At 54.7% G+C, this 25784-nt stretch carries 19 protein-coding genes; 9 read left to right on the forward strand and 10 right to left on the reverse strand.

What is annotated here, in order from left to right; all coding sequences use genetic code 11:
- Positions 1-34: 34 nt before the first annotated feature.
- From HBA55_RS18200 to HBA55_RS18210, 3 genes are read left to right on the forward strand one after another with little or no spacing between them, the layout of a single operon-like run.
- Positions 35-1528: a leucyl aminopeptidase gene (locus HBA55_RS18200; RefSeq protein WP_166994374.1), complete on the forward strand. Its 1494-nt coding sequence runs from the start codon at positions 35-37 to the stop codon at positions 1526-1528.
- 8 nt (positions 1529-1536) lie between these two features.
- On the forward strand, positions 1537-1959 hold the full coding sequence (locus HBA55_RS18205) for a DNA polymerase III subunit chi (RefSeq protein WP_166994376.1): 423 nt from the start codon (positions 1537-1539) through the stop codon (positions 1957-1959).
- Between the two features lie 9 nt (positions 1960-1968).
- A complete protein-coding gene (locus HBA55_RS18210; RefSeq protein ID WP_166994378.1) occupies positions 1969-3168 on the forward strand; it encodes a hypothetical protein in 1200 nt (399 codons plus the stop codon).
- Between the two features lie 73 nt (positions 3169-3241).
- On the opposite strand, the gene HBA55_RS18215 is transcribed toward HBA55_RS18210, so the two are convergent.
- A complete protein-coding gene (locus HBA55_RS18215; protein WP_166994380.1) occupies positions 3242-4354 on the reverse strand; it encodes a ferritin-like domain-containing protein in 1113 nt (370 codons plus the stop codon).
- A 324-nt stretch (positions 4355-4678) separates the two neighbouring features.
- Here HBA55_RS18215 and HBA55_RS18220 point away from each other — a divergent pair, with 324 nt between their 5' ends.
- Positions 4679-5737: an AraC family transcriptional regulator gene (locus HBA55_RS18220; RefSeq protein WP_166994382.1), complete on the forward strand. Its 1059-nt coding sequence runs from the start codon at positions 4679-4681 to the stop codon at positions 5735-5737.
- Between the two features lie 7 nt (positions 5738-5744).
- Here the strand turns inward: HBA55_RS18220 and HBA55_RS18225 are convergent, their stop codons facing one another.
- Both HBA55_RS18225 and glk read right to left on the reverse strand, forming a co-directional pair.
- Complete coding sequence (locus HBA55_RS18225) at positions 5745-6773, reverse strand: LacI family DNA-binding transcriptional regulator (RefSeq protein WP_166994384.1); 1029 nt, start codon at positions 6771-6773, stop codon at positions 5745-5747.
- 6 nt (positions 6774-6779) lie between these two features.
- Entirely contained in the window at positions 6780-7742 is a 963-nt protein-coding gene (gene glk, locus HBA55_RS18230; protein ID WP_166994386.1) for a glucokinase, read from the reverse strand.
- A gap of 218 nt (positions 7743-7960) precedes the next feature.
- Here glk and HBA55_RS18235 point away from each other — a divergent pair, with 218 nt between their 5' ends.
- Together HBA55_RS18235 and HBA55_RS18240 are read left to right on the forward strand one after the other, a co-directional pair.
- On the forward strand, positions 7961-8962 hold the full coding sequence (locus HBA55_RS18235) for an aldose epimerase family protein (protein WP_166994388.1): 1002 nt from the start codon (positions 7961-7963) through the stop codon (positions 8960-8962).
- Positions 8963-9005: 43 nt separating this feature from the next.
- Positions 9006-10067 carry an AraC family transcriptional regulator gene (locus tag HBA55_RS18240; RefSeq protein ID WP_166994390.1) on the forward strand — a complete coding sequence of 354 codons (1062 nt, stop codon included), beginning with the start codon at positions 9006-9008 and terminating at the stop codon, positions 10065-10067.
- Positions 10068-10073: 6 nt separating this feature from the next.
- Here HBA55_RS18240 and HBA55_RS18245 read toward each other — a convergent pair whose 3' ends face one another.
- A complete protein-coding gene (locus HBA55_RS18245; protein ID WP_206019866.1) occupies positions 10074-10661 on the reverse strand; it encodes a protein-L-isoaspartate O-methyltransferase family protein in 588 nt (195 codons plus the stop codon).
- Between the two features lie 88 nt (positions 10662-10749).
- Between HBA55_RS18245 and HBA55_RS18250 the strand changes: the two genes are divergently transcribed.
- From HBA55_RS18250 to HBA55_RS18260, 3 genes are read left to right on the forward strand one after another with little or no spacing between them, the layout of a single operon-like run.
- Positions 10750-11076: a GYD domain-containing protein gene (locus HBA55_RS18250; RefSeq protein ID WP_166994394.1), complete on the forward strand. Its 327-nt coding sequence runs from the start codon at positions 10750-10752 to the stop codon at positions 11074-11076.
- A complete protein-coding gene (locus HBA55_RS18255; protein WP_240946164.1) occupies positions 11027-11821 on the forward strand; it encodes a protein-L-isoaspartate(D-aspartate) O-methyltransferase in 795 nt (264 codons plus the stop codon). The genes HBA55_RS18250 and HBA55_RS18255 overlap by 50 nt, the downstream gene beginning before the upstream one ends.
- Position 11822: 1 nt before the next feature.
- A complete protein-coding gene (locus HBA55_RS18260) occupies positions 11823-14264 on the forward strand; it encodes a spermidine synthase family protein (protein WP_166994397.1) in 2442 nt (813 codons plus the stop codon).
- 34 nt (positions 14265-14298) lie between these two features.
- On the opposite strand, the gene HBA55_RS18265 is transcribed toward HBA55_RS18260, so the two are convergent.
- From HBA55_RS18265 to HBA55_RS18290, 6 genes are all read right to left on the reverse strand, one after another.
- On the reverse strand, positions 14299-16533 hold the full coding sequence (locus HBA55_RS18265) for a TonB-dependent receptor (protein ID WP_166994399.1): 2235 nt from the start codon (positions 16531-16533) through the stop codon (positions 14299-14301).
- 46 nt (positions 16534-16579) lie between these two features.
- Entirely contained in the window at positions 16580-18298 is a 1719-nt protein-coding gene (locus HBA55_RS18270; protein ID WP_166994401.1) for an amidohydrolase, read from the reverse strand.
- A 156-nt stretch (positions 18299-18454) separates the two neighbouring features.
- Positions 18455-19462 (reverse strand): helix-turn-helix domain-containing protein, encoded by a 1008-nt coding sequence (locus HBA55_RS18275; RefSeq protein ID WP_166994403.1) that lies wholly within the window; start codon positions 19460-19462, stop codon positions 18455-18457.
- A 122-nt stretch (positions 19463-19584) separates the two neighbouring features.
- Positions 19585-21954, reverse strand: coding sequence for an enoyl-CoA hydratase-related protein (locus HBA55_RS18280; protein ID WP_166994405.1), 2370 nt, complete (start codon positions 21952-21954; stop codon positions 19585-19587).
- A 56-nt stretch (positions 21955-22010) separates the two neighbouring features.
- The gene (locus HBA55_RS18285) at positions 22011-23183 is read right to left on the reverse strand and encodes an acyl-CoA dehydrogenase family protein (RefSeq protein WP_166994407.1); all 1173 of its coding nucleotides are present in this window, start codon (positions 23181-23183) and stop codon (positions 22011-22013) included.
- Between the two features lie 9 nt (positions 23184-23192).
- On the reverse strand, positions 23193-25748 hold the full coding sequence (locus HBA55_RS18290) for a TonB-dependent receptor (RefSeq protein ID WP_166994409.1): 2556 nt from the start codon (positions 25746-25748) through the stop codon (positions 23193-23195).
- Between the last annotated feature and the right edge of the window lie 36 nt (positions 25749-25784).

The raw sequence follows: 25784 nt of genomic DNA on the forward strand, positions 1-25784 counted from the left end.
CCGTAAACCATCATTTTTGTCTTGGGGAAGGACTATGGATTTTCAGGCAAAAGCCGCCTCACCACTTACACAACGCACCGAATTGCTGGTGCTGCCCGTTTTCGAAGACGCCAAACTCGGTAGCGCCACCCGTCAACTCAGCAAGGCCGCCGGCGGCATTGTCGAAAAAATGTTCAAAAGGGGGGATCTCAATGGTAACTTGGCCACCACCCTGCTGCTTCCCCATGTAGACGGCTGTAAAGCGGAGCGTGTTCTGCTGGTGGGCTTTGGCAAATCCGGAGACGCACTCAATCCCGACAAGTTTGAAAAAGCCGTCAAAAAAATCGCCGCCGTGGCCAAATCCAGCAAAGCCACAGATGTCTGTTTGTGCCTGGAAGAAGTCGAGATTAAAAACCGCGACGAAGCCTGGAAAGCACGCCAGAGCGCCAAACTGATTGCGGACAGCGCCTACAAATTTGATCAATTCAAGAGCAAAGCCAAAAAGGGTAAGCATGACGGCCTGAAGAAAGGACTTTATATGTTGTCCGGTAAAGGGCAGCACAAAGCCATCAACCAGGCAGCGAAAGCGGGCGCGGCTATCGCCAAGGGCATGGCATTGACCAAAGACCTCGGCAACCTTCCGGGCAACGTTTGCACACCAACCTACCTGACCAAGGAAGCCCGCAAGCTCGCTCGCGGTAACGCCAAATTCTCCGCCAAAGCGCTGAATGAAAAACAAATGAACGAACTGGGAATGGGTTCGCTGCTGTCCGTCAGTGCCGGTAGTGACGAGCCTGCTCAGCTGATCATCATGGAATACAAGGGCGGCAAGAAGAGCCAGAAGCCCGTTGTGCTGGTAGGCAAGGGCATCACCTTTGACAGTGGTGGCATCAGCCTTAAGCCCGGTGCCGCTATGGATGAGATGAAGTACGACATGTGCGGCGCTGCCAGTGTTTTCGGCACAATGAAAGCAATCACTGAGATGCAACTGCCATTAAACGTGGTGGCCATTGTGGCGGCGGCGGAGAATATGCCGAGCGGCCGCGCCACCAAACCCGGTGATATCGTCACGTCCATGTCCGGTCAAACCATCGAAATCCTCAATACCGATGCCGAAGGTCGCCTGGTGCTGTGTGACGCACTGACTTATGCCGAGCGCTATAAGCCCAAGGCCGTTGTCGATGTCGCCACCCTGACGGGCGCCTGCGTCGTGGCACTGGGTAAACACGCCACCGGGCTCTACAGCAACAACGATGATCTGGCCCAGGAGCTGCTCCAGGCCGGCATCAACGCGGGTGATAAAGCCTGGCAAATGCCCCTGTGGGACGAGTATCAGCAACAGTTGGATAGCAATTTTGCCGATATGGCCAACATCGGTGGCCCCGGTGCCGGCAGCGTGACAGCCGCCTGCTTCCTGGCGCGCTATGCCAAGGCCTATGATTGGGCCCACCTGGACATCGCCGGCACTGCCTGGAACAGTGGCGCGGCGAAGGGCGCCACCGGTCGACCGGTCGCCATGCTGGTGGAATATCTGCAGCAGCAGGTGTAAGCGACACCATGACACGCGTGGATTTCTATGTCCTTAAAGATTCAGCCGCATCCAAGCGGCTGGATTTCGTCTGCCGCCTGACCCAGAAAGCCCATGCCAGTGGCAGCAAGGTGTACATTGCGGTAGACACCCGGGAGCAAGCCGAAGCCCTCGATCAGCGGCTTTGGAGTTTTAAACCGGAGAGTTTTGTCGCCCACGATTGCCAGGGCAATGAATTAACGGGTGCCCCGGTACATATCGGCTACAGCGATGAGGGTGCCGATCACCACGACCTGCTGATCAACCTGTGCCATGAGGTGCCGCCGTTTTTCAGCCGCTTCCAGCGACTGGCCGAAGTGGTGTGTCAGGAAGACAAGGTTTTATCCACCACCCGGGAACATTATACTTTCTACCGTCATCGGGGTTACCCCATCGAAACCCATAACCTTTGATTCAACTTTATGGCGAAACGCAAGGCGAAAAACAGACGGCCGGGGCCTCCACCGTCTAGTCCCGGCTCTAACCAACAGCCGGATGCAGGGAGCGAGCACACCAAGCAGGCACTGCTCGGTGAGCTGGAGTCCATCAAAGATCTTTTGAATGAAGAAGAATGGAGCGACATTCCCACTCTGAGTGACGAGGTTGACGCCAACCTGGCGGAGACCGAAGTCTATTCTCCCGAAGCGTCGCGGGACGCCACTGAGGTGTTCAGGCCCCAGCCTTCTGACGAAGAAACCGGGCGATTTAAGCCTGTTCCCTCACAAGAGGCCACCCAGGTTTTCACCCCGCCGCCGTCGCTGGAGGCAACCCAGGCATTCATACCGCCTCAATCCGAGGAAGCAACTCAGTTGCTGGACGCCGCTGCCCTCAATGGCGTTGAGGCTGAGATTACCGCCGATGATGCCTTTAGCAGTGAGGATCTGGAGGATCTTGACATCCCCTTACTGGATGACCCTCTCGCGATCAACACTGAGTCGGAACCGGATTTTGAAACCTTGAAGGAGGCACAGCTCGACCGTCTGGAGAAAAAGTTTTTTCATCATGACGAAAACAGCGCTGACACGGAGGTGCCAAAAGAGGACTTATCCGACCTGGAGGATCTGATCGATGACGCTCCTCGCGAGGGCCCGGTCAGCCCCGGGCGCGTCTCCCCCGGTACCATTGACGCTGTCGCACCTGCCGTTGCGACCGGGGAAAACCTTCCGAATGGAGTGCTGCCCGGTCAACAGAGCCTTTTCGACGCTGAGGAGCCGCCCGCGTCGCCGTCCAACGCTGCAGAAATTGAAGCTCCGCCCAACGCCCCTGAAGCAGCCGCCCCACACGCCGAATCACCCGAAGTGGCGGTCGACGACACAGATACCAACGCCGCCCGCCCCCAGGCAAAGGCCAGTGGTGAAAACCCCTTTCTGCCGAAACATATCCGGGATCGATTGCACACCGACAAGCCGCTGGTGGACATCATCAAGGATTCACCACTGCCACCCCCAGAGTCATCGAAGCCTCTGACCGAGCACCTTCACAGCGAAGTAAAGGCTAACTTACCAGAAGATATCCCCGAATCTCGCCTGCAATCTGTGGTGGATGAAGTGATCGCGATTTATCTGCCCAAAATCGAGGCGGAGTTACGGGAGCGGTTGCTGGATGAATTGAAGAAGTCGTGAATGCCCCCTGCCAGGGTAGGGTGCAGTTCCGGTTAAAGGGCCAACCTTGCCAGGTGGGCCCTGTGCATGAGGATCAGGAATGAAGCGGCTTACTCAGCGCTGCCCAATCCACCTCAGAGTCGTCCGGTAAATCCTCAAATTCCAGAATCCCCAGCTCCTCAAATTTGGGCCTGATCGCGTCCGTCAACAGGCCTATCCTGCGCAGGTTGGGCACCACTCTCTGAAACAGTAGCTTGCGGAATTGGGACATACCGCCACCGGCCAGGAACACTTGGCGAGCCTCTTCCTCATCCCAGCCAAAATGCCGGAATACGGTGGTTGGCACCAATCGCTCCCGGCTGACAAGACAGGCCTCATAGGCAAATTGTGCCCGCTCCTCGCGCTCTTCCTGAGAGAGCGTCTGAACATATTCGCTGAGGTAGTGAATACCAAACGCCACATGCCTGGCCTCGTCCCGAATGATCAATTCGAGCATGTCCTTCTTCAGCCCATTGGGCTCCACATAGTCGATGGTGGTATTGAAGGCCGCCAGGGCAAGCCCCTCGATGATGACCTGCATGCCGATGAATTTGAGATCCCAGCGAGGGTCCGTCAGGATCTTGTCGAGAATGCTCTTCAGGGCCCCGTCAATAGGGTACATGATGCCGGCTTTCTGCTGTAAAAAGCGATTAAACGTTTCGACGTGACGGGCTTCATCGAAGGTCTGTGAGGCCGCATAAAGTTTGGCGTTGTAGGTGGGGGCGCAGGAGACCAGTTGAGAGGCCACCAACAGCGCGCCCTGCTCGCCATGCAGGAACTGGGAATCCGTCCAGGCCTCCGTATGGAGCAGGAATTCCTCCTGTTGCTCCCGGCTCATATCCAGAAAGGGCTGATATTCCGAGAAGCCGCTGATGAATGCTCTGACGTCAAACGGGGCATTGCCAATGGGCTTGCTCCAGTCCAGGTCCAGATCAGCGTTCCAGTTCAGCTCCTTACCCAGTTTGTAGAGCTGCAGAATACGATCCTCATTGAGCTGGTAATCCCAATTGAAACTGCCGGTTAACGGCGTGTTGAAGATTTCCGCCACTTCGTTAACGGCGGAGCGGGTCAGATCCATATCAGTGTGGTCCACCTCTATGGCTTCGGCCCGTTCAAAAAAGCGAATATCGCTCGGTGCGTGCTCGACAAAATTGGCCGTCACGTTCATCCCTCCCTAGTATATTTATGCTTCTTGCCAAAACTGACTCAAATCCGTGCTGCACATCTCCAATAAACAGCTATTCTCTTAATGTAAGCGTAGACGCCTTTGCGGCATCTGGTTGGGCCAGTCAAGGCTTTGCCCCGTCAAAACAGGGCTTCCAGTTTTACTTGCAATGGCACCTCGCTCAAGGTTATCTTCAGCCATGGTGGCAGTCATTTCCGGCCAACACCGGAGGGATATCCCCAATGGGGGTTCCGGGACTGCCCCGGCTAACGACAAAATAAATTACAAGAATCGAGATAGGCAGGCTTGCCACGAGATTCAGGAAGGATGCCCATCTCACTAGCCAGAAGAGACTTTGCCATGCACAGTCGAGACTATCCAATTACTTACGCCGCCATCCTGTTGGATGAAGTACGCCAACTGGGGGCTTCCCGCCACGAACTGCTCCAGCGCACCGGCCTGGACCCAACCACCCTGAACAACCCCGAGAGTCGCATCAGCGACCAACAGTTCAAAACCATGTTTATAGCCGCCACAGAGCTGACGGGAGAACCCGCCATCGCACTGAGGTTTGGCCAGCATCTGACGCTCACCTCTCACGGGGTGTTTGGCTACGCGGTTATGAGCTGTCGCAATATCCGCCAGGTGATTGAGATCCTCACCAAGTATTATCGCCTGTTGCTTAACGAAGCATCGTTGAATGTCAGCATTGAAGGAGACGATGTGGCAATCGAGTACCGGCCGGCCCGACACCAGATGATTGACCGCATTCGAGACAGTGAGGTGTTCTTTTCAGGGGTAGTAAGCTCCATTAAACACCTCTTGCACCTTCACCACCTGGACGCCAGGTTGGAACTGTCGCATCAGCCGCCGGAGTACTCAGACAGCTACTCTCAGATTCTGGGCATTCCTGTGAGTTTCGGCGCCTCTTCCAATCGCATCGTGCTACCACTCGAATTGATGGAAGAGAAACCCGAGTACGCCAATCCGGTCATGCTGAAGCTGTATCAGCAGCAGTGCGATGAGCTGCTGTCTCGCATGGACAACAGTGGAGGCCTGCATTCGCGGGTGCGGGAATATCTGGTGGGGGCCAAGCAGCAATTTCCCAGCCTGGAGCAGAGCGCCAACCATTTCCATATGAGTCCCCGCACCTTCCGGCGGCGTTTGCGCGAGGAGCAGGTGTCCTTCCAGAAGATTTTGGATGAAGTGCGCCAGGAACTGGCAGAGACCTATCTGCGTAACCCGGCCATTTCGGTAAACAATACCGCCGACCTGCTGGGATTCCACGATGTCTCAAACTTCCGGCGGGCCTTTATACGCTGGAGCGGTCAGTCGCCTTCAGCCTATAAAAAAGCCAGTAGCGGCGGTGCACACGCTCGCATGTAGTGACTGCTTATTCTGGCGGTGACACCGAGTCCCGCAGGTGAAGCTGGCACTGAAAGGTGCTTTGGATATCGTCAGGGGGTTGTTTGCGCAACTCCCCGATTAACAATCGAGCCGCGCTGGAAACCATTTCGCTGATAGGCTGGCGAACTGTCGACAGCGCCGGCCAGCATTGCGCCGCCTGGGGAGAATCATCAAACCCGACCACGGACAATTGCCCCGGCAATTTCAGACCGCGTTCATGAGCCGCCACCAATGCCCCACAAGCCATATCGTCACTGCTGGCAAAAATCGCCGTGGGTGGCTGTGACAGATCCAACAGCTCCTCAGCACATTGCTTGCCGGAGACGAAGTCGAACCGGCCCTGCTGTATCAAGCTCCGGTCCACCTCAAAGCCTTGTGCCAATAGCGCCCGCTCATATCCCCTAAGCCGCTGCTGCGACACACTGTGGTCCGGGTGCCCCAAAATATGGCCAATCCGGCTGTGCCCCTGAGCCAGCAGATGTTCCGTTATCTGTTGTGCGGCCCTTTCATCATCGCAGCAGACGCTCAAGCCCCCCTGCTCACCGGTGCGTGGCGCCACGCAGACACAGGCAATATTCTCGTCGGCCAGACGTTGCTGCAACTGCGGGTTATCGGATAAGGGAGGCGTCAGGATCGCGCCGTCCACCCGCGACTCTTTCAAACGATGTAACAGCTCTCCAACCCTATCAGGCGATTGGTAGTCACAGGGCTGAATCAACAGTCCAAATCCCTCTGCGCCGCAGGCCTCCAAGGCGCCCTGCTGGGCTCGGGTGACGTAGCTGGAACTGGGGTTGGAATAGAGCAGAGCAATCAGAAAGGATTTACTGCCCGCCAGCCCGCGCGCCGATGGACTGGGCTGGTACTGCAGCTGCTCAATGGCCTTGTGAACCTTATCCCGGGTAGAGCCCCGAACATTGGGCTCTTTGTTGATGACCCTGGAAACCGTCTTCAGCGAGACTCCCGCCAGCTCGGCAACATCATAGATGGTCGCTTTGAGTTCTGACGACTTGGGCATTGACCGTTATCCGCTCTGGTTATCGTCAAGCCAGGCGGCGGCACCAATCAGCGCCGGATGGCTGTGCACGATCAGGTAAACGGGCAAATTGTCGAATAAACCCGACATTACGCCCTTATGGCGCAGTCGCTTTGCGAAACCACTGCTTTTCAAGAACTCAACCATTCTCGGCAAAATGCCCCCGCCCAGATAGAGCCCGCCCTTGGCAGCGTAGTTGACCACAGCATCACCGGCGACCGTTCCAAGACCGCAGCAAAACAGCTCCAGGGCTTCCAGCGCCAATGGCTGGCCGTCTTCCAAGGCTCGACGAGTCACCTCGGCTGGCTCCTCAGTGCGTTCCTCACGACCATCGACCTGCGCCAATGCGTTGAAGGTATTGACCAGGCCTATGCCAGACAACAGCTTCTCGGCGCAGACATAACCCTGTTCGCGCAGCACCTGCATCACGGCGACTTCACGGTCTGTCTGGGGGGGGTAGGCCACGTGCCCGCCTTCGCCGGGCACCGGCAGCCAGTGATTGCGATAGGGCATCAGTGCCGCCACGCCCAACCCGGTACCAGGCCCCACTATCGCTTTGGTCGCTGTCTGGGCCTGGCCGTCGACGATAGTCACCAGATCTTCATCACCCAGGTGAGTTACCGAACAGGCCAGGGCGGCAAAGTCATTTAATACCTCAAACCACTCAAAGCCCAGCTGTTGCTTGACGCCTTCACAGGAAAACACCCAGCCCACATTGGTCAGCTTCACCTCATCACCGGTAACGGGCCCGGCAACGGCGATACAGGCTCGGGTGGGTCTATCGCCCTCAATGTGGTCAAGGTAGGCCGTCACGCACTGCTCAAAGGTAGGATAATCACCCGTACGCAGATCCCGCGTCTGTGTCAGTTGGTAGCGACCATCGGTGCTGTCTGTTACCAGACTGAAACGGGCATTGGTCCCACCGATATCAGCGACAAGCCAAGGAAACATGATCAAACCTCTCTGAATGCGGCACTTAAACTATGAGCAAGAGGGCTATGCTATGACCAAATGACAGCGCTGTCAATTGATGATATTTTAGTCGCTCGATAAGTGCATACCAGCTAAGGGGTAAGCCGACGGTAGTGCCTGCCAGCCAAGCCCCGTAATCTGTCACTTTAAAGGCCCTACGCCATCCACGATCACTCAGCGCCTGTTGTTCAAATCCTATGATTCAAAATCCTTCCGTCGAAGCCTCCGAATTGCGCCAGTTTCGCCTCCAAAACCAACAGGGGGCTTCCGTTTGCGTTCTGAATTTCGGTGCCCGCCTGACCGAGCTCAATATCCCAACCCGACGATACGGTACCATCAATACGATTCTGGGCTTTGATCACCCGGAGACCTATCTGCAGGATGCCATGTTTCACGGCGCTATCGCCGGGCGCTACTGCAATCGCATAGGAGATGCGAGATTCACTCTCAATGGTAAAGTGTTTGAACTGCCAGCCAATAATGGCAAGCATCATTTGCACGGGGGCCACGGGTTTGCTGATCGCATCTGGCAACTGCAGGAGAAGGCAGAGCACTACGTTGTGCTGACGCTTTCCAGCGAGGACGGTGATCAGGGCTACCCGGGCAACCTGAGTGTGGAACTGCGCTACCTGTTAAACGACGATAACGGGCTTGAAGTCCAGTGGCGTGCCCGCAGTGATCAGGACACCATTGTCGGTCTGACCAACCACAGCTATTTCAATCTGGCCGGGCACGGCGATATCAGCAGTCACCAGCTGCGCATAGCTGCCGATCACTATACGCCGGTAGACGCCGAACTGATTCCAACCGGCGAGATCGCTCCCGTTGAGAATACGGTATTTGATTTGCGCCAGCTGCACTCACTGGCGCCCTGCCTGAATGGAGAAATAGCCGCACTGCAAGCCACCGATGGCTTTGATCACAACTGGGCCAGGGGTCGCAGCGGAGCGATGCTGCCAAGCGCTGAACTCTATTGCCCGGACAGCGAGCTGCGGCTGCTGGTGTCCAGCACCCTGCCTGGCATTCAGTGTTATACCGGTAACGCGTTGGGTAAAACCGGCTTTCACGGCAGCCATGAGGGCATCTGCCTGGAAACCCAGTTCTATCCGGATTCTCCCAACCAAACTGGATTTCCCAGTCCGGTATTAAAGGCTGGAGAAACCATGGCTCACACCACGCTCTTCCAATTTTCGGATTGATGATCGGCTACTCCTGAAACTTTTGTCCGGTAAGCTTGACCCTATGAGCCTGTTCGATAACATCGGCTTTTTTAAACACGATGTTATCTCCATGCTCAAGATCGCCTCACTGCATATGAACGCCGTCAACTCCTTTCTCGATGGCTGTCGGCGACGAGGTGTAGACCCAAAGGATATTGTCGCCTCGATAGGCATGAACCCGGCGATCCTCGAACAGCAGGAAAGTCGGTTTCCCGCTGAAAAAGCGGGAGAGTTGCTCACGGCCATCTCCCGTACACTCAATGATGAAACTCTGGGGTTCTTCCAGCGCTCGACCCTTCCCGGTGGCATTGAAATGTCCTTACATGTGGCCATCCATGCCTCAGATATCGAGGAAGCCATCAATCGTTGGGGGCGTTACTGGTGTCTGCTGCATGACGAGTGTCGGTTCAAACTTCACTATGAAAACAAACTGGGTGAAGATGAACTGGCGATCATTAACATCGATTTTACCGACCGCTATCTGCTTCAGTGCGCCAGCTTTATCACTTGGTTCGTGTTCTTCTTTGTACGCTGGGCCAGCTGGATGATGGACAAATCTCTGCTGCTGGAACGGCTCGATCTGCCCTTTCCTTTCTCGCACGTCGCGGAAGACTACCCGGATATGTTTCCGAGCCAGTTCTATTTCGATCAGCCCTGTATTCGATTGGTGTTTGCGCGCCGGTTTCTCACCCTGCCCATCGCCAAAAAACCCAAGGATATCCCGGAATTCGCGGCCGTCATTCCAAATCTGATGACCACGCACCGCGTTGACAGAAGCTACACCGGTCGCATTCGTCGCCTGTTGCGTCAGTCTGACAATGTGGATGCACTGCCTTTGAAAGCGATTGCCCATGAGTTCTCCCTCACTCCGGAAACCCTGCGACGCCGGTTAAAAAACGAGGGCAGCTCCTATGCCTCCATCAAAGAGGCCGTACGTCGGGACTTGGCTGTTTACCAGCTTTGCCAAACCGACCTGGCCATCAACCAAATTGCCATCAATACCGGTTTTTCAGAGCCCAGTGCATTTAATCGAGCATTCAAGCGCTGGACGGGGCAGACACCTGGTGACTATAGAAAGGGTTAACTGGAGTTATTCCGGCAGGTGCAGGGGAACGAAGGTATAACCATAGTGATCCCGCTCGTAATCGATTTGTCCAAAACCATCTTTGGCAATCTCCAGAATGCTGTTGCCGACGGGAATCACGAGCTTCCCGCCATCTCCCAGTTGATCCAGCAAGGCTGCCGGTAAAACCGGCGCCGCTGCACTGACCAGGATACGGTCAAAGGGTGCGAGCTGCGGCAAACCCAGTTCTTCTCCGGCCAGGTAGAAGGTCACGTTCGAACATCCGTAAGACAGGCAGTTGTTTTCGCCAAACACTTTCAGCTCCGCAATGCGCTCGACTGCCAGCACGGTACCCTCAGGCCCGACCAAATGCGATAGCAATGCCGTTGACCAGCCGGAGCCGGAGCCCACGTCGAGAATACGATCACCACGCTCAGGCGCCAACCATAGCAACATGTTTCTGACGGTATAGGGCTGACTGATGGTCTGGTCATAGCCAATGGGAATGGCGCCATCCACGTCCGCCATATGACGCACACTGGCCGGCATAAAGTGTGCTCGATCCGTTTCGCGAAGTGCACGGTCGACTCTGATATCCAGCAACTCAGAACTCATGGCAGAACACACCTCAAAGTCCGGCAAATTGCCTATAGTTAAGATGGGAATTACCCATCATTTCTAACATGCCCACAGGAGAGCTTAGATGGCCCACTTCTTAATTCAAGTCACCTACACCCCGGAAGCCTGGGCTTCCATGATGCACAACCCCCAGAGCCGACGCGACGCTATCCAGCCGGTGATCGAAAACCTGGGCGGCAGTATTACAGGTTCCTGGTTTGCACTGGGTGAATATGATGGCGTGGCTCTCCTGGAGTTGCCGGATAATGTCAGTGCCGCCGCTTTCTCCCTGGCCTGTTCCGCCTCCGGTGCCTTAAAGTCGTTTAAAACCACGCCACTGATTACCAACGAGGAGGCGATGGATGCTATGGGCAAAGCCAACGCATCGGGATACCGGCCGCCGAGCGAGTAAGATTCGAGCCAGACGCTGGCTCAGGTGGTTGCCGCCGCTATTGATAGGGGTCTGCTTGGGCCAGGCTTCTCCCACTTTTGCCATTGACTGGGACAGCCGCAGGGCAGAGATGCTGAACGCGGTGCGCGCCATGACACGCGATACCGCTGACTATATCGGTAAACCCTTTATCGACGCTCGCGTACTGATGGCGCTGGACAAAGTTCCGCGCCATCGTTTCGTGCCCATGCATCTCAAATTGTTTGCCTATCACAATCGTCCTCTGCCAATTGGCCACGGGCAGACCATATCGCAACCCTATATTGTAGCTTTGATGACCGACCTCCTCGATCCGCAACCGCAGCATGTGGTGCTGGAGGTAGGCACGGGCTCGGGTTATCAGGCAGCGGTGATGTCAGAGCTGGTGCGCCAGGTCTACACCATGGAAATCATTGCAGACCTCGCGGAAGAAGCCAGAGAAAGACTCAACACCCTGGGCTACGACAACATTAAAGTTCGCGCGGGCGACGGTTACTACGGCTGGCCGGACAAGGCACCGTTTGACAGCATTATTGTCACCGCCGCCGGCAATCAGATACCTCCGCCGCTGATCAAACAACTGAAGGTGGGCGGCAGGATGATTCTTCCCGTCGGCGATTTGTTTTCGGTGCAACACCTGGTATTGATTGAAAAACGGTCGGAAGGGGAAATTCAATCCCGCCAGATTCTACCGGTGCAGTTTGTTCCTTTGACCGGAAAGCACTGATATGGCGGTGGGGGAGCGCCAAATTGCCAGTATCGGCTCTGCCGTTACGCCTCCATGGCTGCTGATGTTCACGATCTCCGGTGCCACCATTGCCTACGAAATTTTGCTTATACGTTGGCTGTCTATCGTTCAGTGGTACCACTTCGCCTTTTTAGTGGTCAGCCTGGCATTACTGGCGCACGGAGTCAGTGGTAGCCTGATCACGATCTGGATTGACGCTTTCCAGCGTCACTACACAAGAGTGATTGCCACCGCCACGCTCGCCTTTGCGCTTGGCTGCCCCGTTTGCGCCTGGCTCTCCCAACATTTGGACTTTAACAGCCTGGAGATATTCTGGGATCCCTGGCAATGGCTGCGACTGCTGGGCATTTATTTGTGTTTGTTGATTCCGTTTTTTTTCGCAGCCACTGTTATCGCACTGACCTTACGACGGTTTCCGGCGCATATTAACAGTCTCTATGCGGCTGATCTTGTGGGTGCCGGTATTGGCGCCATTGCCGCTAGCCTGGCACTCTATTTCCTGGGACCGGGTGATCTGGTCTGGCTATTGGTGCTGTTTCTGATACCAGTTCTGGCCTTAACACAGTGGCACTGGAAGCTGGAACATTGCTATCGGCCACAAATCGTGAATGTCTCTGTCTGTATAATTCTCTTGGCATTGGCACCCCTAGTTACCAAACTGCAGCCGACGTCCTATAAACCTTTGACTCAGGCCCTGCGATTACCGGAAACCACAATCCGGGAACAAAGACACAGCCCTTTTGGTTGGCTGGCGTTGTTACAGAGCCCGGTCGTCCCCTTGCGAATCACACCCGGGTTGAGCTTTCACAATCAACACCCCATACCAAAGCAGTTGGGTTTATTTGTTGACGGCGACGGACCATTTGCCGTTAACCTCAGCGCTCAACAGAACCGCAGCTATGGTTTTTTGCGACATAGCCCTGACGCGCTTGCTTTCCAGTTGTCAGAGTCATCGAAATCTCCCCGAGTTCTGCTTATCGGATTCTACGGCAACGGCGATCTTCTCCAGACCAGAGAAATGGGGAGGAGTCGAATCGACATTGTGGAACCCAACCGACAACTATTGGAGTTAATGATCAACCACCTCCCCAAAGACGCGGGGACGCCGTCGTTAAACTATCATCATGCTACGGTACGCGGATATCTTTCCCGCAGTCCCGATCACGGCGACATTTCACTCACCTACGATCTGATAAAACTTCCCACGGTGTCTCGTTTCGGTCATGCACTGGTGCCGGAATACCGCTTAACCCGGGAAGCCTTCGAAACCTACTGGCGACACCTGAGTCCGGGTGGGTTTTTGGTCATCAACTCGGAAGTTCAACTGCCCACGAGAATGGCACCCAAACTACTCAACACCTTGTTGGACGCACTCAATAACCAATCGATCACTGCCGCCTCCAGACACCTGCTGATCTTGCGCAGCTGGAATCGGGTCAGTCTGTTTGTCAGCCGTTCGGAATTATCGCCTGCGCAAATTCAAACAACTCAGGCCTTTGCAAAGCATCAGGGTTTCGATGTCGTCTATTATCCCGGCATCCTTCCCGCAGAAACCAATCGTTTTAATCGCCTCTTGAAACCCGAATTTCACACCACAACAATGGCCCTGCTGAGCACGGATCGAGAGAATTTTGTTCAGGCCTACCCTTTCGATATCAGCGCGAGCACCGATGATCAGCCCTACTTTTTTCGATTTGTCCGATGGAAAACCCTAAAGCCACTATGGAATGCCAGGGAGTCCGGCGGCCTGACACTGATCAGCCGCGGTTACCCGGTGCTGATACTGGCATTGTTAATCGCTTCGTGTATGTCCATCATTCTGGTGCTGACCCCACTCAGCCGATTAGGCAGCTCCGGCACCAGCTTCCAGACCTTGTACTATTTTGGCGCTATCGGTTTGGGGTTTTTGATGGTGGAAATTGCATTGCTGCAGTGGCTGGTATTGTTTTTGAGTACGCCAACATTATCTGCCGCAGTGACAATGGGCAGCGTGCTGGTCTTCGCGGGATTGGGCAGTCTCAGTAGCAAGCGGGTTCTGCAACGTTGTCCGGACGCCATAAGCTGGGTACCGGCACTAACCAGCCTACTGGGGTTTGTCTATTGTCTGGCACTACCGGAATTGTTTGATCTGCTGGACCACTGGTCATTGATCGGGAAACTGACCGTATCCACACTGGTGGTGGCGCCACTGGCCTGGTTAATGGGTATGCCGATGCCCATGGGTCTGAGCCGCTTGGCCCAACTGGCGCCCGACCAGATACCCTGGGCCTGGGGTATAAATGGTTGTGCCTCTGTGATCAGTGCCATTATAACCGTCTTGCTGATACTGCACTGGGGACTTAAATGGACTCTGGCCGTTGCGTTTGGCTTCTACTTGCTTTTGAGCATCATCGAAGCCAGACGAACGGCCCTTACCCATTAGATTGGGAGCCCCCTGGACAGGCAAACAATAGGCATCAGAAGTGGAAACTTAACTCCAGACCATAATTCCTGGGCATCTGCCGGTAAACCACACGACCACCTTCAGGGCTGGTAAAAGAATAGGTGGTGGCGTTACGGTTTTCGAGATTGTCCACCCAGGCGGACAACTGCCACTGGCCGTCTTCTGGCTCAACCATTAACCGTAACCCCAGGTTTTCCACTTCGCCATATTTGGCTTGCGGATCTGCCAGAGCACCAAACTGCTCATCGGTCCAGCTATATTGCAGCTGTGCCTTGGTCAGGTAACCAGCTACCGGTTGCAACTCGTAACTCACCACTGCGTTGTAAGACCATTGAGGGGCTTGGGCCAAATCCACCCCCGCCTCAATCGGCTGAGCCAGCGAGAGGCCGCGAATATCCTCAACATCACCACTGACCTCACTGTCGATATAGGAAACCCCGGCACGAATATCCAACTGCTGCAGGGGCAACCAGCGGAATTCCAATTCGCCCCCGGAGATCTCTGACTCGGTAATGTTACCAAGCGTGGCGAAAATAAAACCGGGTATGGTAGGGCTATTGGCGATCACCAAAGACTGCCGATCATCGTACTCGTAACGATACCAGGCACCGGTGATCTGCATGGTATTGTCCAGCATCGCACCCTTAAAGCCCAACTCGTAGGACAGCACTTCTTCCGGTTCAACGTAGGATAATGCCTCTGAAGAGCCCGCTGGAGAGCCATAAAAAAGCCCCGCCTTGTAGCTGGTCGCCACATTGCCGTAGATCAACCAGTCCTGATCAATGGCGTAATCCAGGCCCACTTTTCCGGATACATTACGCTCCGTGCGGCTGTCATCAAGAGTCGCAATCGTCATGCCCGGTACCGGTGCGGGTGAACCGCCGAAGAGCGCATTCCAGCCGTCCAGATCGACAGAGTCACCATCAAATTCCCGTTTGTCTTGAGAATAACGAAGCCCCACCGTCAGCGTCATGGCTTCTGTCAAATCGGTTTCGGTATGAATATAGGCCCCCAGAGAGGTGGTGCTTTGCGTGTATTCTGAAAGGCTGCGGGCGTTGTCCACCACACCCGGGCCGATAATGCCATCAATGAGATCACCCGCATTGGCCATGGTGCGGGCATCAACCTCGTCGTAGGAAACAACAAGTCCGCCCACCCAGTGAAAGCCATCACTGTCACTGGAGGTTAAGCGCAGCTCCTGAGTATAAACGTCGAATTCGTCATCAAAATGAAAATCACCACTGCTCAGGGCCACTCCATCGTAGTTATCAACCACTGTGCGTTCATAAGTATCCATCGAAGTGATCGAGGTCAGGGAGAAATGATCAAAGTCCACGGTAAGCGTGGCCGCAGCGCCGTAGCCTTCCTCCGAGCGGCTCAGGTGCAGATCACCCGCGCGCACTTTGGTCGGATCATCATCACTTATACCAACCACTCCCGCCGGCAAACCAAAGACATCATCAATAGTGATATTTTGCGGCGAAACGGGTGTACTCTCGTCTTTGCTGTAGTGAATATTCAGTAGCAGTTCCGCAGACTCACCCAGATCGAATCGGGTCAGAGCGCGCACCGCCGAGCGATCGGCATCACCAAACTCACGGCCGTTGTCCAGATCTTTTTGCCATCCGTCCCCCTGGGCTGTTACAAAAGCCAGTCGGGTACTGACAGTATCACTGAGCGGTACACTGACGGCGCCTTCCAGTTGCACATGGTTCCAGCGAGAGAGTCCGGTACTGAGATAGCCTTCAAATTCCTCACCCGGCTTCACCGATACGTAGTTAATCGCGCCACCTGTCGTATTCTTTCCATAGAGGGTTCCCTGAGGCCCCTTGAGCACTTCAACCCGTTCCACATCGAACAGCTGGCCGTTCAGAAATACGGGATAAGCCGCCAGCACTTCGTCAATGTAGACCCCAACGCCGCTGGTGTTGTTGCTGTTAAAATCGTCCAGCCCGATGCCCCGAATGGCGAAAATCGGAGTGCCGCTGGATGTGGCATTGGCTGTGGACAGCCCTGGCGTTTGTGCAGCAACATCCGAGGGTTTTTCAAAGCCCAATTCTTTGATGTCGTTCTCTCCAAACGCAGTGACGGTAACACCGATATCCGCCACAGATTGCGCCCGCTTTTGGGCGGTTACCACAACCTCCTCAATGGAGAAGCCTTCGTCCAGCCCATGGGTGGTGAAGCTGGCGCTGATGGCGGCAGCAATAATGGCGGGTTTAAATACTCTCGCTTTTAGTAGTTTCATAGTGCGCTCCTCGTTGTTAGTAGAGTGTCTGTCGACTCTTGAATCGTTATTGTTCTGACTGCTGCGCCAGTGATGCCTGGCCACGTTGGTAAACCGCATCGCCGGCGATATAAGTCGTCTCCACCTGCAGTTGTAGCAGACGTTCATCCAGCGTTTGCGGCAGTGAACTGTCCAAAATGACAAAGTCTGCCCACTTACCGGTGCTGATGCTGCCCAGCTGGTTTCCCCAACCGCTCAGATCCGCACTTTGCTGTGTCATGGCATAAAGAGCTTCTTCAAAGTTCAAAGCTTGCTGTGGTTGCCAACCTCCCTTGGGTTGACCGGACAGATTTTGTCGATTGATAGCGGCGTGCAGTTGCGACAGAGGCGATGCGTCTGCGGTGGGCCAGTCGCTGCTCAGCGCCAGCCTGGCACCGCTGTTGAGTATGCTGCGCCAGGCGTAAGCCAAGTGCTCACGCTCGTCACCGATGCGTTGCACCACGTAGGGATCAATGGCCATGACAGCATGTTGCGGCTGCATGGACGCCACCACGTTCAGCTGCGCGAAGCGGGGCAGATCTTCCGGTTGCACCAGTTCAAGGTGTTCGATTCGGTTGGGCAGACTTGGTGTTTTGGGCGAGGCTTCGAAAGCGTCCAGCGCGGACCTTACCGCACCGTCACCCAGTGCATGCAGTGCCACCGGAATGTTTTCCCGGTTGGCCGCAGCCACAATGCCATTGACGGTGTCCTGAGAAATAAAGTACTTGCCCTTCTCACCCGGTGCATCGCTGTAATCGTCCAGCAGTACGGCGGTGCGGCTGGACATAACGCCGTCAACAACTGCCTTAATATAACCCAATGATAACCGGGGACCTTTGTCCTGTTGACGAACGGCACGGCGATTGATTCGTTCGCGCACCGGTAACAATGCGGCGACTTCTTCGCTAGAGTTAACCACGCCGCCATACCACATACGCAGCGGAAAGCGGCCCTCCTCAACCAGTTTGATCAAATCATCCAGATCCCTCAGATCCCCCATATTATGAAGACCCGTGATACCCAGGCTATTCACATAAGACAGGGCTTCCTGCCAAACCTTGTCGCGCTCTTCGTCTGAGGGACGAAAGGCATCGGACATCCACACAACAAATGCGGCCGTCTCCTTGAGAATACCGGTTGGCTCACCGGTTTTCGGGTCTTTAACAATTTCACCACCCGGGGGGTTGGGGCTATCGGCTTGGATATCGAACATATCCATGACCTTGCTGTTGACCCACATGGTGTGGTGGTCAATATCCCCAAGGGCTACCAGGTGGTCGGGGGCTACGGCATCCAACTGGGCTGCGGTAGGGAATTCACCGCCAGCAGCGTTATGATCCCAGCCACCGCCGACAATCCATTCCCCCTTGGGCGTCACCGCCGCTTTTGCCGCTACCCGCTCGACCCAGGTATCTATATCGTTGGTATCGGTGAGGTTGACACCGCGGCTCAGCTCGTACCAGCTGAACAGATGAAAATGACCGTCGATAATGCCCGGAATAACGGTCTTACCATTGAGGTTGTGCACCTCGGTACGCTGATCAGCCAGCGCCCGGACCTCTTTGTTAGAACCCACCGCAACGAAGCGTCCATCTTCAAGGGCAAACGCCTCCGCCTGAGGAGCGCTCGGGTCTGCGGTGTGTACATCGCCGTTCAGCCAGATCTGGTCTGGTGCGGCCTGTAGCGATGAGCTGACCATGGCGGCAAGCAGCAGAGCGGTGAGTGTTCTGCGGGAGGGAAATACCATGAAAACGTCTCCTGTGCCGTTGCCGGCGCTATTGGGAGTTTTCAGGTTATCAGTGGTGGGGCGGGCGTTTCTTTTGCGCACAGCCGCAAAAGTTTTTGCAGCCGTTTGAGGAGCGAATCACTTGCCGATGCATACCCCTCTTCAGACTAGAGAGAATCAGGCTCTCTGGCGCTCGCGGCCCGCTTTTTGGAAGGCCTTGGGGGTCATTCCAAACTGCCTCTTAAAAGCAGTCACAAAGTTGCAGGGATGCTCATACCCTACCTCCCAGGCGACCTGACTCACATTCAGGTTACTTTCCGTCAACAGCTGCTGCGCCTGTTGCATTCGAATCCGCATCACATAGTCGGAAATGGAATAACCGAATAACCACTTAAAACACTCTTTAAGTCGGCTTTTACCAATGCCCAGTAGCTGCACCAGCTCATCCTGGCTGGGCGGGTTTTGCCATTGTTTCTGTAGCAGTCGGCGGGCTTCGCTCATTTTCTGCTGTTCGCGCTTGGAGATGTGCGCCTGACCCCGTTGGTTTTCCTGCTGAAGAATGTCTCGCAGAGCAAGACAAAGGATTTCCACCGATTTGGCCCTCAGGTAGGGGCGCCCCACACTGTCAGTGGTATCGCTGTCGAGTAACATACGCAAGGATTGAAGCAGCTCCGGTCCCATCGAAAATCCCTCGGTGACCAAACTTTGCCCTTCGAGCACTTTTTGCACCACTTCGGGCAGTTGAGCCGCTTCCAGTTCGAAGGGCGGCAGCATCAGAGTATCCGGTTCACACAACATGCTTACCAGTAGAAAAGGCTCTCCCGACTCGCAGATATCCAACATCTCTTGTTCTTCGTCGTTGTAATTGAACCAGAGACTCCCCTCGGTGATAGCGCCCATAGTACCATCGGGAAACTCAACCTGGTGGTCTCCCCGCACTTTGAAGTTGAACATCAATCGCTTTGCGGGGCTCAGCAGGGGTACCGGTTTGCCGGAGAGAATCGTCAGATCCATCACCCGCAACAAAACACCTGGTTGCAGCTGATAAATCGCCTCAAACCCCTGTTCCTGCTCATTATCACGACGAATGTGATAGCGTCCAGATCCAAGATGAAAGCGACTGGAGTCTGTAAATGGGAGATTATCCTTCGCGGTATTGGCTGCGTCGGCGCTGTGATCAGACATTTTTGTACGGACTCCGGACGGCTACTGTGAAGGGCACTCATTCTCGAACACCTTACTCTAAGCCTAGCCCAGAATCCGAGCCATCCCCCAAGCGAGTGATAGACGATATCTACCCTCTCGATCTATCTGCCTCTCCATTGGGGTTTGCGCTTCTGTGCAAAGGCCTGGCTGCCCTCGAAAAAGTCTTCACTATTGAGCAGATTATCAAATACTGAGTGGGGGTAGTTCACAGCATCATCCACGTTGGCGCAATGGGAGGTTTCATTGTGCAGCTGCAGGCTGCTGCGGACAGATACCGGCGAGGCATCGCAGATCTTGCCAGCCAGTGCCAGTGCTCGCTCCAACACCTGCTCCGCGGGCACGGCATGATTGATGAGTCCCAGCTCCAGAGCCCTTTTACAGTCTACCGGTTCTCCAGTCAGAATCATTTCCATGGCGCTCTTCAGGCCAATCTGACGAGTTAACCGCTGTACACCTCCCGCGCCGGCAAACAGACCCACTTTGACTTCCGGCAAACCAAACAAAGCCTCTTGCGATGCCACCACCAGATCGCACGCCATGGCGATTTCCAGACCACCACCCAGCGCGAGTCCATTGACCGCCGCAATAACCGGTTTGGTTCGATCCCGTCGGCTGGTCAGCCCCGCGAATCCGGTTTTGGGAATCCACATGGGCTGTCCGGACGCCAGATACTTCATGTCATTACCGGCAGAAAATGACTCGGAACCGGCACCCGTCAGAACAGCCGCCCAGAGATCCTTGTCTTTCTCATAGGCATTAAAAATGCCTTCGAGTTCTTCGTTAGCGGGCGGATGAAGTGCGTTTCTGGCTTGCGGACGGTCGATGGTCACGATCAGCACATGACCACGTCTCTCCACTTGGCAGAATTCGTAGGTATCTTTGAAGTGCTCCACTTTTTCCGGCGTGAATTTCTTCAGCTGACCCAAACTGAATGCAAACCGATTACCCTTCGGATCCGCTTCTACGTAAATGGTCTCGCCCATGCAATTGCCCGCCACCACCTTTTGCAGTGTCTCGGCGTCAAAGAATGCATTAACCGCGTAGAAGCGCTTGTTGCTGCTCTTTAATCTCCCAACTGCCACACAATTAAGCGGGTCGCCTTTGAAGTAATTGACCGTGTAGGTTTCCAGCACGGCTTCGCCTTGCGGTTGCTGCTCCACCTCTACGGCAGGCAGATTATCCACCTGCGCCTGCCAGGGGCGGCTATCACTGGGTGTCCAGGTTTCTCGGGGCGGTTGTGTTGAATAGATGCCGACCGAGTGTTTGGACATCCAACCGCCGTTGGCATAGGCGAGGCCAAGGCTGCCGCGATCCGCCCGCAGCGTATCTACCAGCGAAGCGATCGCGTGCATACTGTAGTTATTACCCGGACCACCAAAAAACGGCAGCCCTCCGGTTTGAGTCAGAGGACGAGGGTCATCCTTTGCAATATTTAAAATGTCCCGCGCTTCGTTCACGACAATGGGAAAGCAACTGTAGATATCCAGATGATTGATATCACTGTCATTGCAACCGGCTTTTTTCAATGCTGCCTCGAAAGCCAACTCCATGGCCAGGGAACGCGAAAGTCCGGGACGTTGCAACAACACCCGGTCACCCACATCCGCATAGCCATGCAAGAAAATCCAGCGACTTTCATCAATGCCCAATTCCCTGGCAGCGCCCACGGTGGTCAACAAAAGTGCCGCCGCCTGATTAACGCCATCTTTGGCCACCAGGTTTTTTGGATACGGCGACGTCAACATACGGTTTTTTTCAGTAACGGTAATCAGCTCTTCCTCCGTATAGGACTGAGGGAAGGCGGAATAGGGATTATCCGCAGCAACGCGGGACAGCCCCGCAAAAGTTTCTGCCATTTCCTGACCGTACTGTTCAAGCGTCTTACCCTGCTTGGCACGTCGCGCATTTTCCATCAGCCCATAGAACTGAATCGGCTGCAATAACTGATGCTCAAATTCCTGGCGCGTGATCAGGTGAAAGCCATCCGTTTTGCCTCGGTCCTCCAACTGACCACCAGGATCTTCGTTCCAATCCAGATTGGCTTTTTGCCTGACCGCTGCGCGGATATTGCCGACCACCTCGCCCCCCACCAGCAATACCAGCTTGCTGTCTCCGTTATGGAGCCGTTCGCTGAATTCGTTCACCAGTTTCTGGGGAGACTGACCGCCAACGGATTCGTAAATGGCCAACGCCGGGTCGGCACCGATACGGCCAGCTACCGAGCGGGGAAAGTTCCTGGAACCACCGAAGGGGCAATCTGAAAGCGGCGTGGAATCCGCAAAGGTTCGCTGCCCTACAACCGTGTCGATTTTAGCGGCAACATTCTGCACGCCGGTATCTTCCAAAGCTATTCTCGCCGCCTGGGCGGCAATCACAACATGAGAACTTGCCTCTTGAATGTTCTCCGGCACCCTTTCGGTAACCTGACCTACACCCACCAGAATCGGTGTGTTGTCTGCAAGCGTATTCATAATATCTGATATTTTTCCAATTTAATGATACGGAAAGTGTAGTGTATTAAATAGATTTAGAGTCCCAATTGACGCGCCGTCAAGTCGCGCATGATTTCTTCCGATCCACCACCGATAGCCATAACGCGCACCTCGCGATAGAGGCGTTCCGTCTTACAGCCGCGCATATAGGATATGCCACCCATAATCTGCATGGCTTCACGGGCGCAGAATTCCATCGTCTCCGTGGCCTGCACCTTAAGCATGGCAATGTCCTGCACCTGTAACTGCCCCTGCATCATTTGCCAGGCACACATATCCAAATAGGCCTGGGTGGCGTTAATGCGTTTTAACATCTCCGCAAACTTGTGCCGAATCACCTGATGTTTGGACAGGGGTTTGCCAAAGGTCTTGCGATCCACCGCCCATTGAGCTGCTTCTTCCATGCAGACTTTGGCAGCCCCCAGAGATAAGGACACAATACCGATTCGTTCATGGTTAAAGTTGTGAACAATGGGCAGAAAGCCCTGGTTTTCTTCACCAATCAGATTGGTGACGGGCACCTTTACATTATCCAGATAAATGGTCGCCGTATCCGAACACCACCAACCCTGTTTTTTATCCAATTTAGTACGGGATACACCCCCGGCGTTCATAGGAATCAGCAGCAACGAGATACCGCCAATGCCCTCACCCCCAGTGCGAACGGCCGTTGTCAGCCAGTCAGCACGCATGCCGCCGGATATAAACGTCTTGCTGCCGTTGACGACATAGTAGTCCCCTTCCCGGCGGGCACTGGAGCTGATATTGGCCACATCCGAACCTGCGCCCGGCTCCGTAATACCCAGGGAAATCCGTTTCTCACCCGCCAATACCTGGGGTACCACTTCCTCCTTCATGGCGTCAGTGCCGTAGTTAGCCACCGGAGGCAAACCGATACCATGAACCGTCAGGGATGAAGAAATTCCGGTGGCACCACAACGGGCCAACTCTTCGGAGCTGACAATAGTATGAAAGATATCGATACCCTCAGATACACCCCCGTAGCTTTCGTCGTACCCAAGTTGCAATAGACCGACTTCGGCCGCCTTGCGCCAAAGCTCCAGTGGCAGCTCACCCGCCTCCTCCCAGTCATCTATATGAGGTGAGATTTCCCGCTCAACAAATTTGCGCAATTGTTGCCGCCACTGCAGATGCGACTCCGTGTAAAAGGGACTGTTCAATTGCAGGCTGTCAAAGTCGATATTCATTATTGAACCTCAGAAATTCAGAGAAGCGCTCAGGGCCAGGGTACGGGGCGCGTTGTAATAACCAAAGTGGGCTCCACTCATCAGCGGTGTGTCCGCCGCGTAGTTAAGGGTTTCCTGGTCACCCAGATTTTTCCCGACCAGGGCCAGCTCCCAGGTATCCGCGAAGTTGCTCAGTGCCACACGCAAATTGACGGTGCTGCTGGCCGCTCTTTCTCCGTGGCGATCCAGATCATTGACCAGGTAGTAGTTGTCCATAAAGTTCACGTCGAGGCGAGTGCGCAGTTCCAGGCTGTCATTAAGCGTCGTGACGTGATCCAGTGCCAGGCTTGCGGACCACTCCGGTGAAAACACCAGCTCTTTATCGGTCAAGTCTTGAAAGCAGGCAAAATTCAAAGATGACTGGGCAATGGTACAGGGAGCGCCGTCGAACTCTTTGTAGTGTGCATCGAGGTAAGCGGCAGCGCCGGAGAGAGTCAGGCTTTCACTCATGCGCCACATGCCATCCACTTCAACGCCTTGTGAGATTGCCGTACCGGCGTTGCCGACAGTAAACCCGTCAGAGGTAAAGGTACTCACTTGAAGGTCGTCAAATTCGGTATAGAATACCGCGAAATTCAGGCGAGCGGCTCCATCGAGCAAAGTGGTCTTGCCTCCGACTTCAAATGACGTTGCCTTTTCTTCGGCAAAGCCAAACGGTTTACCACCTGCATTGGGGTCGTCGACACCGGCTTCATTAAAGCCGCCTCCCTTGTAACCTACCGAAGCGCTGGCATACAACATAACGTCCTGATTAACATCCCAGCTGACATTCAGGGATGGAGTCCATTGCTCTTCCCGCAGTTCATCGCTAGCGACGTGCTCTTCGGTGTTGGTAATGATTTTGTATACTGCGGATGTCAATCCATAGATAGGCGAAGTGGGGTCCAACACGGTATTTGTGCCGGGTACCACAAACGTCAGATCACGATAAGCTGCTTTTTCTTCGAGCGAATAACGCAATCCAAAGGTCATAGCGACACTTTCATTGAGGTGCCAGGTCAGCTGCCCAAAAGCGGCATAGGTGTCGGAGTCCTGGTCAAACCGTCGCACGTTGCTGATGCCGGGCAGGGACGCCAAGGTGTGCAGCGTCGGCACAACACCAAAAGGCGCACCAAAGTTAACCCCGCCTGCAAACAGACCGCGCTGTGCCAGCGCGGCGGCCATGGCAATATCCAATTCCTGGCGGTATCCCGCCAGAGGCGCAAGGTAGGCGTCCTGACGATTGGTGGTTTCCAATTCGCTGGTCTGGAAGTAAAGCCCTGCGATGTACTCCAGGGTTTCACCCACGGGTGATGCGATACGGAACTCCTGGCTGATCTGGTCAAACTTTTGCGTCGCGTAACGATCCAGAACCGTCGCTGGAGAAAAATCCACATCCTGCAGATCGTCAGCATCAAAGCTGGAATAGCCCGTAATTGACGTCAATGTGTAGTCTTGAATGTCGTGCTCGATACTCAAGACCCAGTTTTGATTGTCGGTGGTGGACTCATCTCGATCCAGTGACTGGCGGAAGGCGTCAGTTCTAAAGTCTGCATCGGACTGTCGCATCAGATCCGCGTAGTCTCCGGTAGCGGTGGGGCTGATCAAGCCGCCGTTGGCATTGGCCTGAGCCACCAGACCGGCAAGGCCGGTGTTATTGGGGAACATCAGCGCCGGTGCCAGAGGACCGCCAGCACTCAAGGCGCCCAGTGCGAGAGGATTAACCGCTACCACAGGCAAGGATTCGGTGATCCGTTGACGGGTATGAGCACCATCGACGTCAAAGCTGCCAAACTCTGCCTTGAGAGTCACTTCGGTATTTTCGTTGACGTCCCACACCAAGGTCCCGCGCACAACGGATTCGTCCTTGGCTGGCGCATCTTCACCGGTGAGACTGTTTTCAAAGAAGCCGTCCGATTGTCTATGAGATACGGCTAATCGACCAGAGAAATCTTCACTCAAAGGCCCGGAGATAACTCCGCTGAATCGATATTGGTTGTAGCGCGGCTCGACCTCAGCAGTAACCGACGCTTCAAACTCCTGAGTCGGTTTGGCAGTGGCAATATTAATTGCACCGGCAATGGTATTTTTGCCAAACAGAATACCCTGGGGACCACGCAACACCTCTACGCGCTCAATGTCGAGAAACGGTGCTCGGAACTGGCGATCACGGCCACCGTAAACACCGTCGATATACATTCCGACGGATTGCTCGAACCCGACATTGGCACCAGAGCCAAAACCGCGAATATAAATATTGGTAGACGTGGTACCCTCGCTGATACTGAGATTAGGCACATAGCTCGACAGATCATCAAGACCCGTCATGTTCATTTCGTTGATCAGCTCGCCACTGACGGCATTAACAGACAACGGAACGTCCTGCAGGCTCTGGGCGCGTTTTTGTGCGGTAACGATTATCTCTTCCAGCATCAAGCCGTCGGCACTGGAGCTCGCCGAAAATCCACTCAACGTGGTTAACGCAATTGCCCAGCAAAGTGTGGCTTTCTTATTGGTGTAACTTTTATTGAGAAGGTTGGTGTTCATGAGTCTCTCCATATCGTTATTGTCGGGCTCCGGTTG

Origin of the sequence: Pseudomaricurvus alkylphenolicus (assembly GCF_011683955.1) — a bacterium.
Classification (GTDB): Bacteria; Pseudomonadota; Gammaproteobacteria; order Pseudomonadales; family Cellvibrionaceae; genus Pseudomaricurvus; species Pseudomaricurvus alkylphenolicus.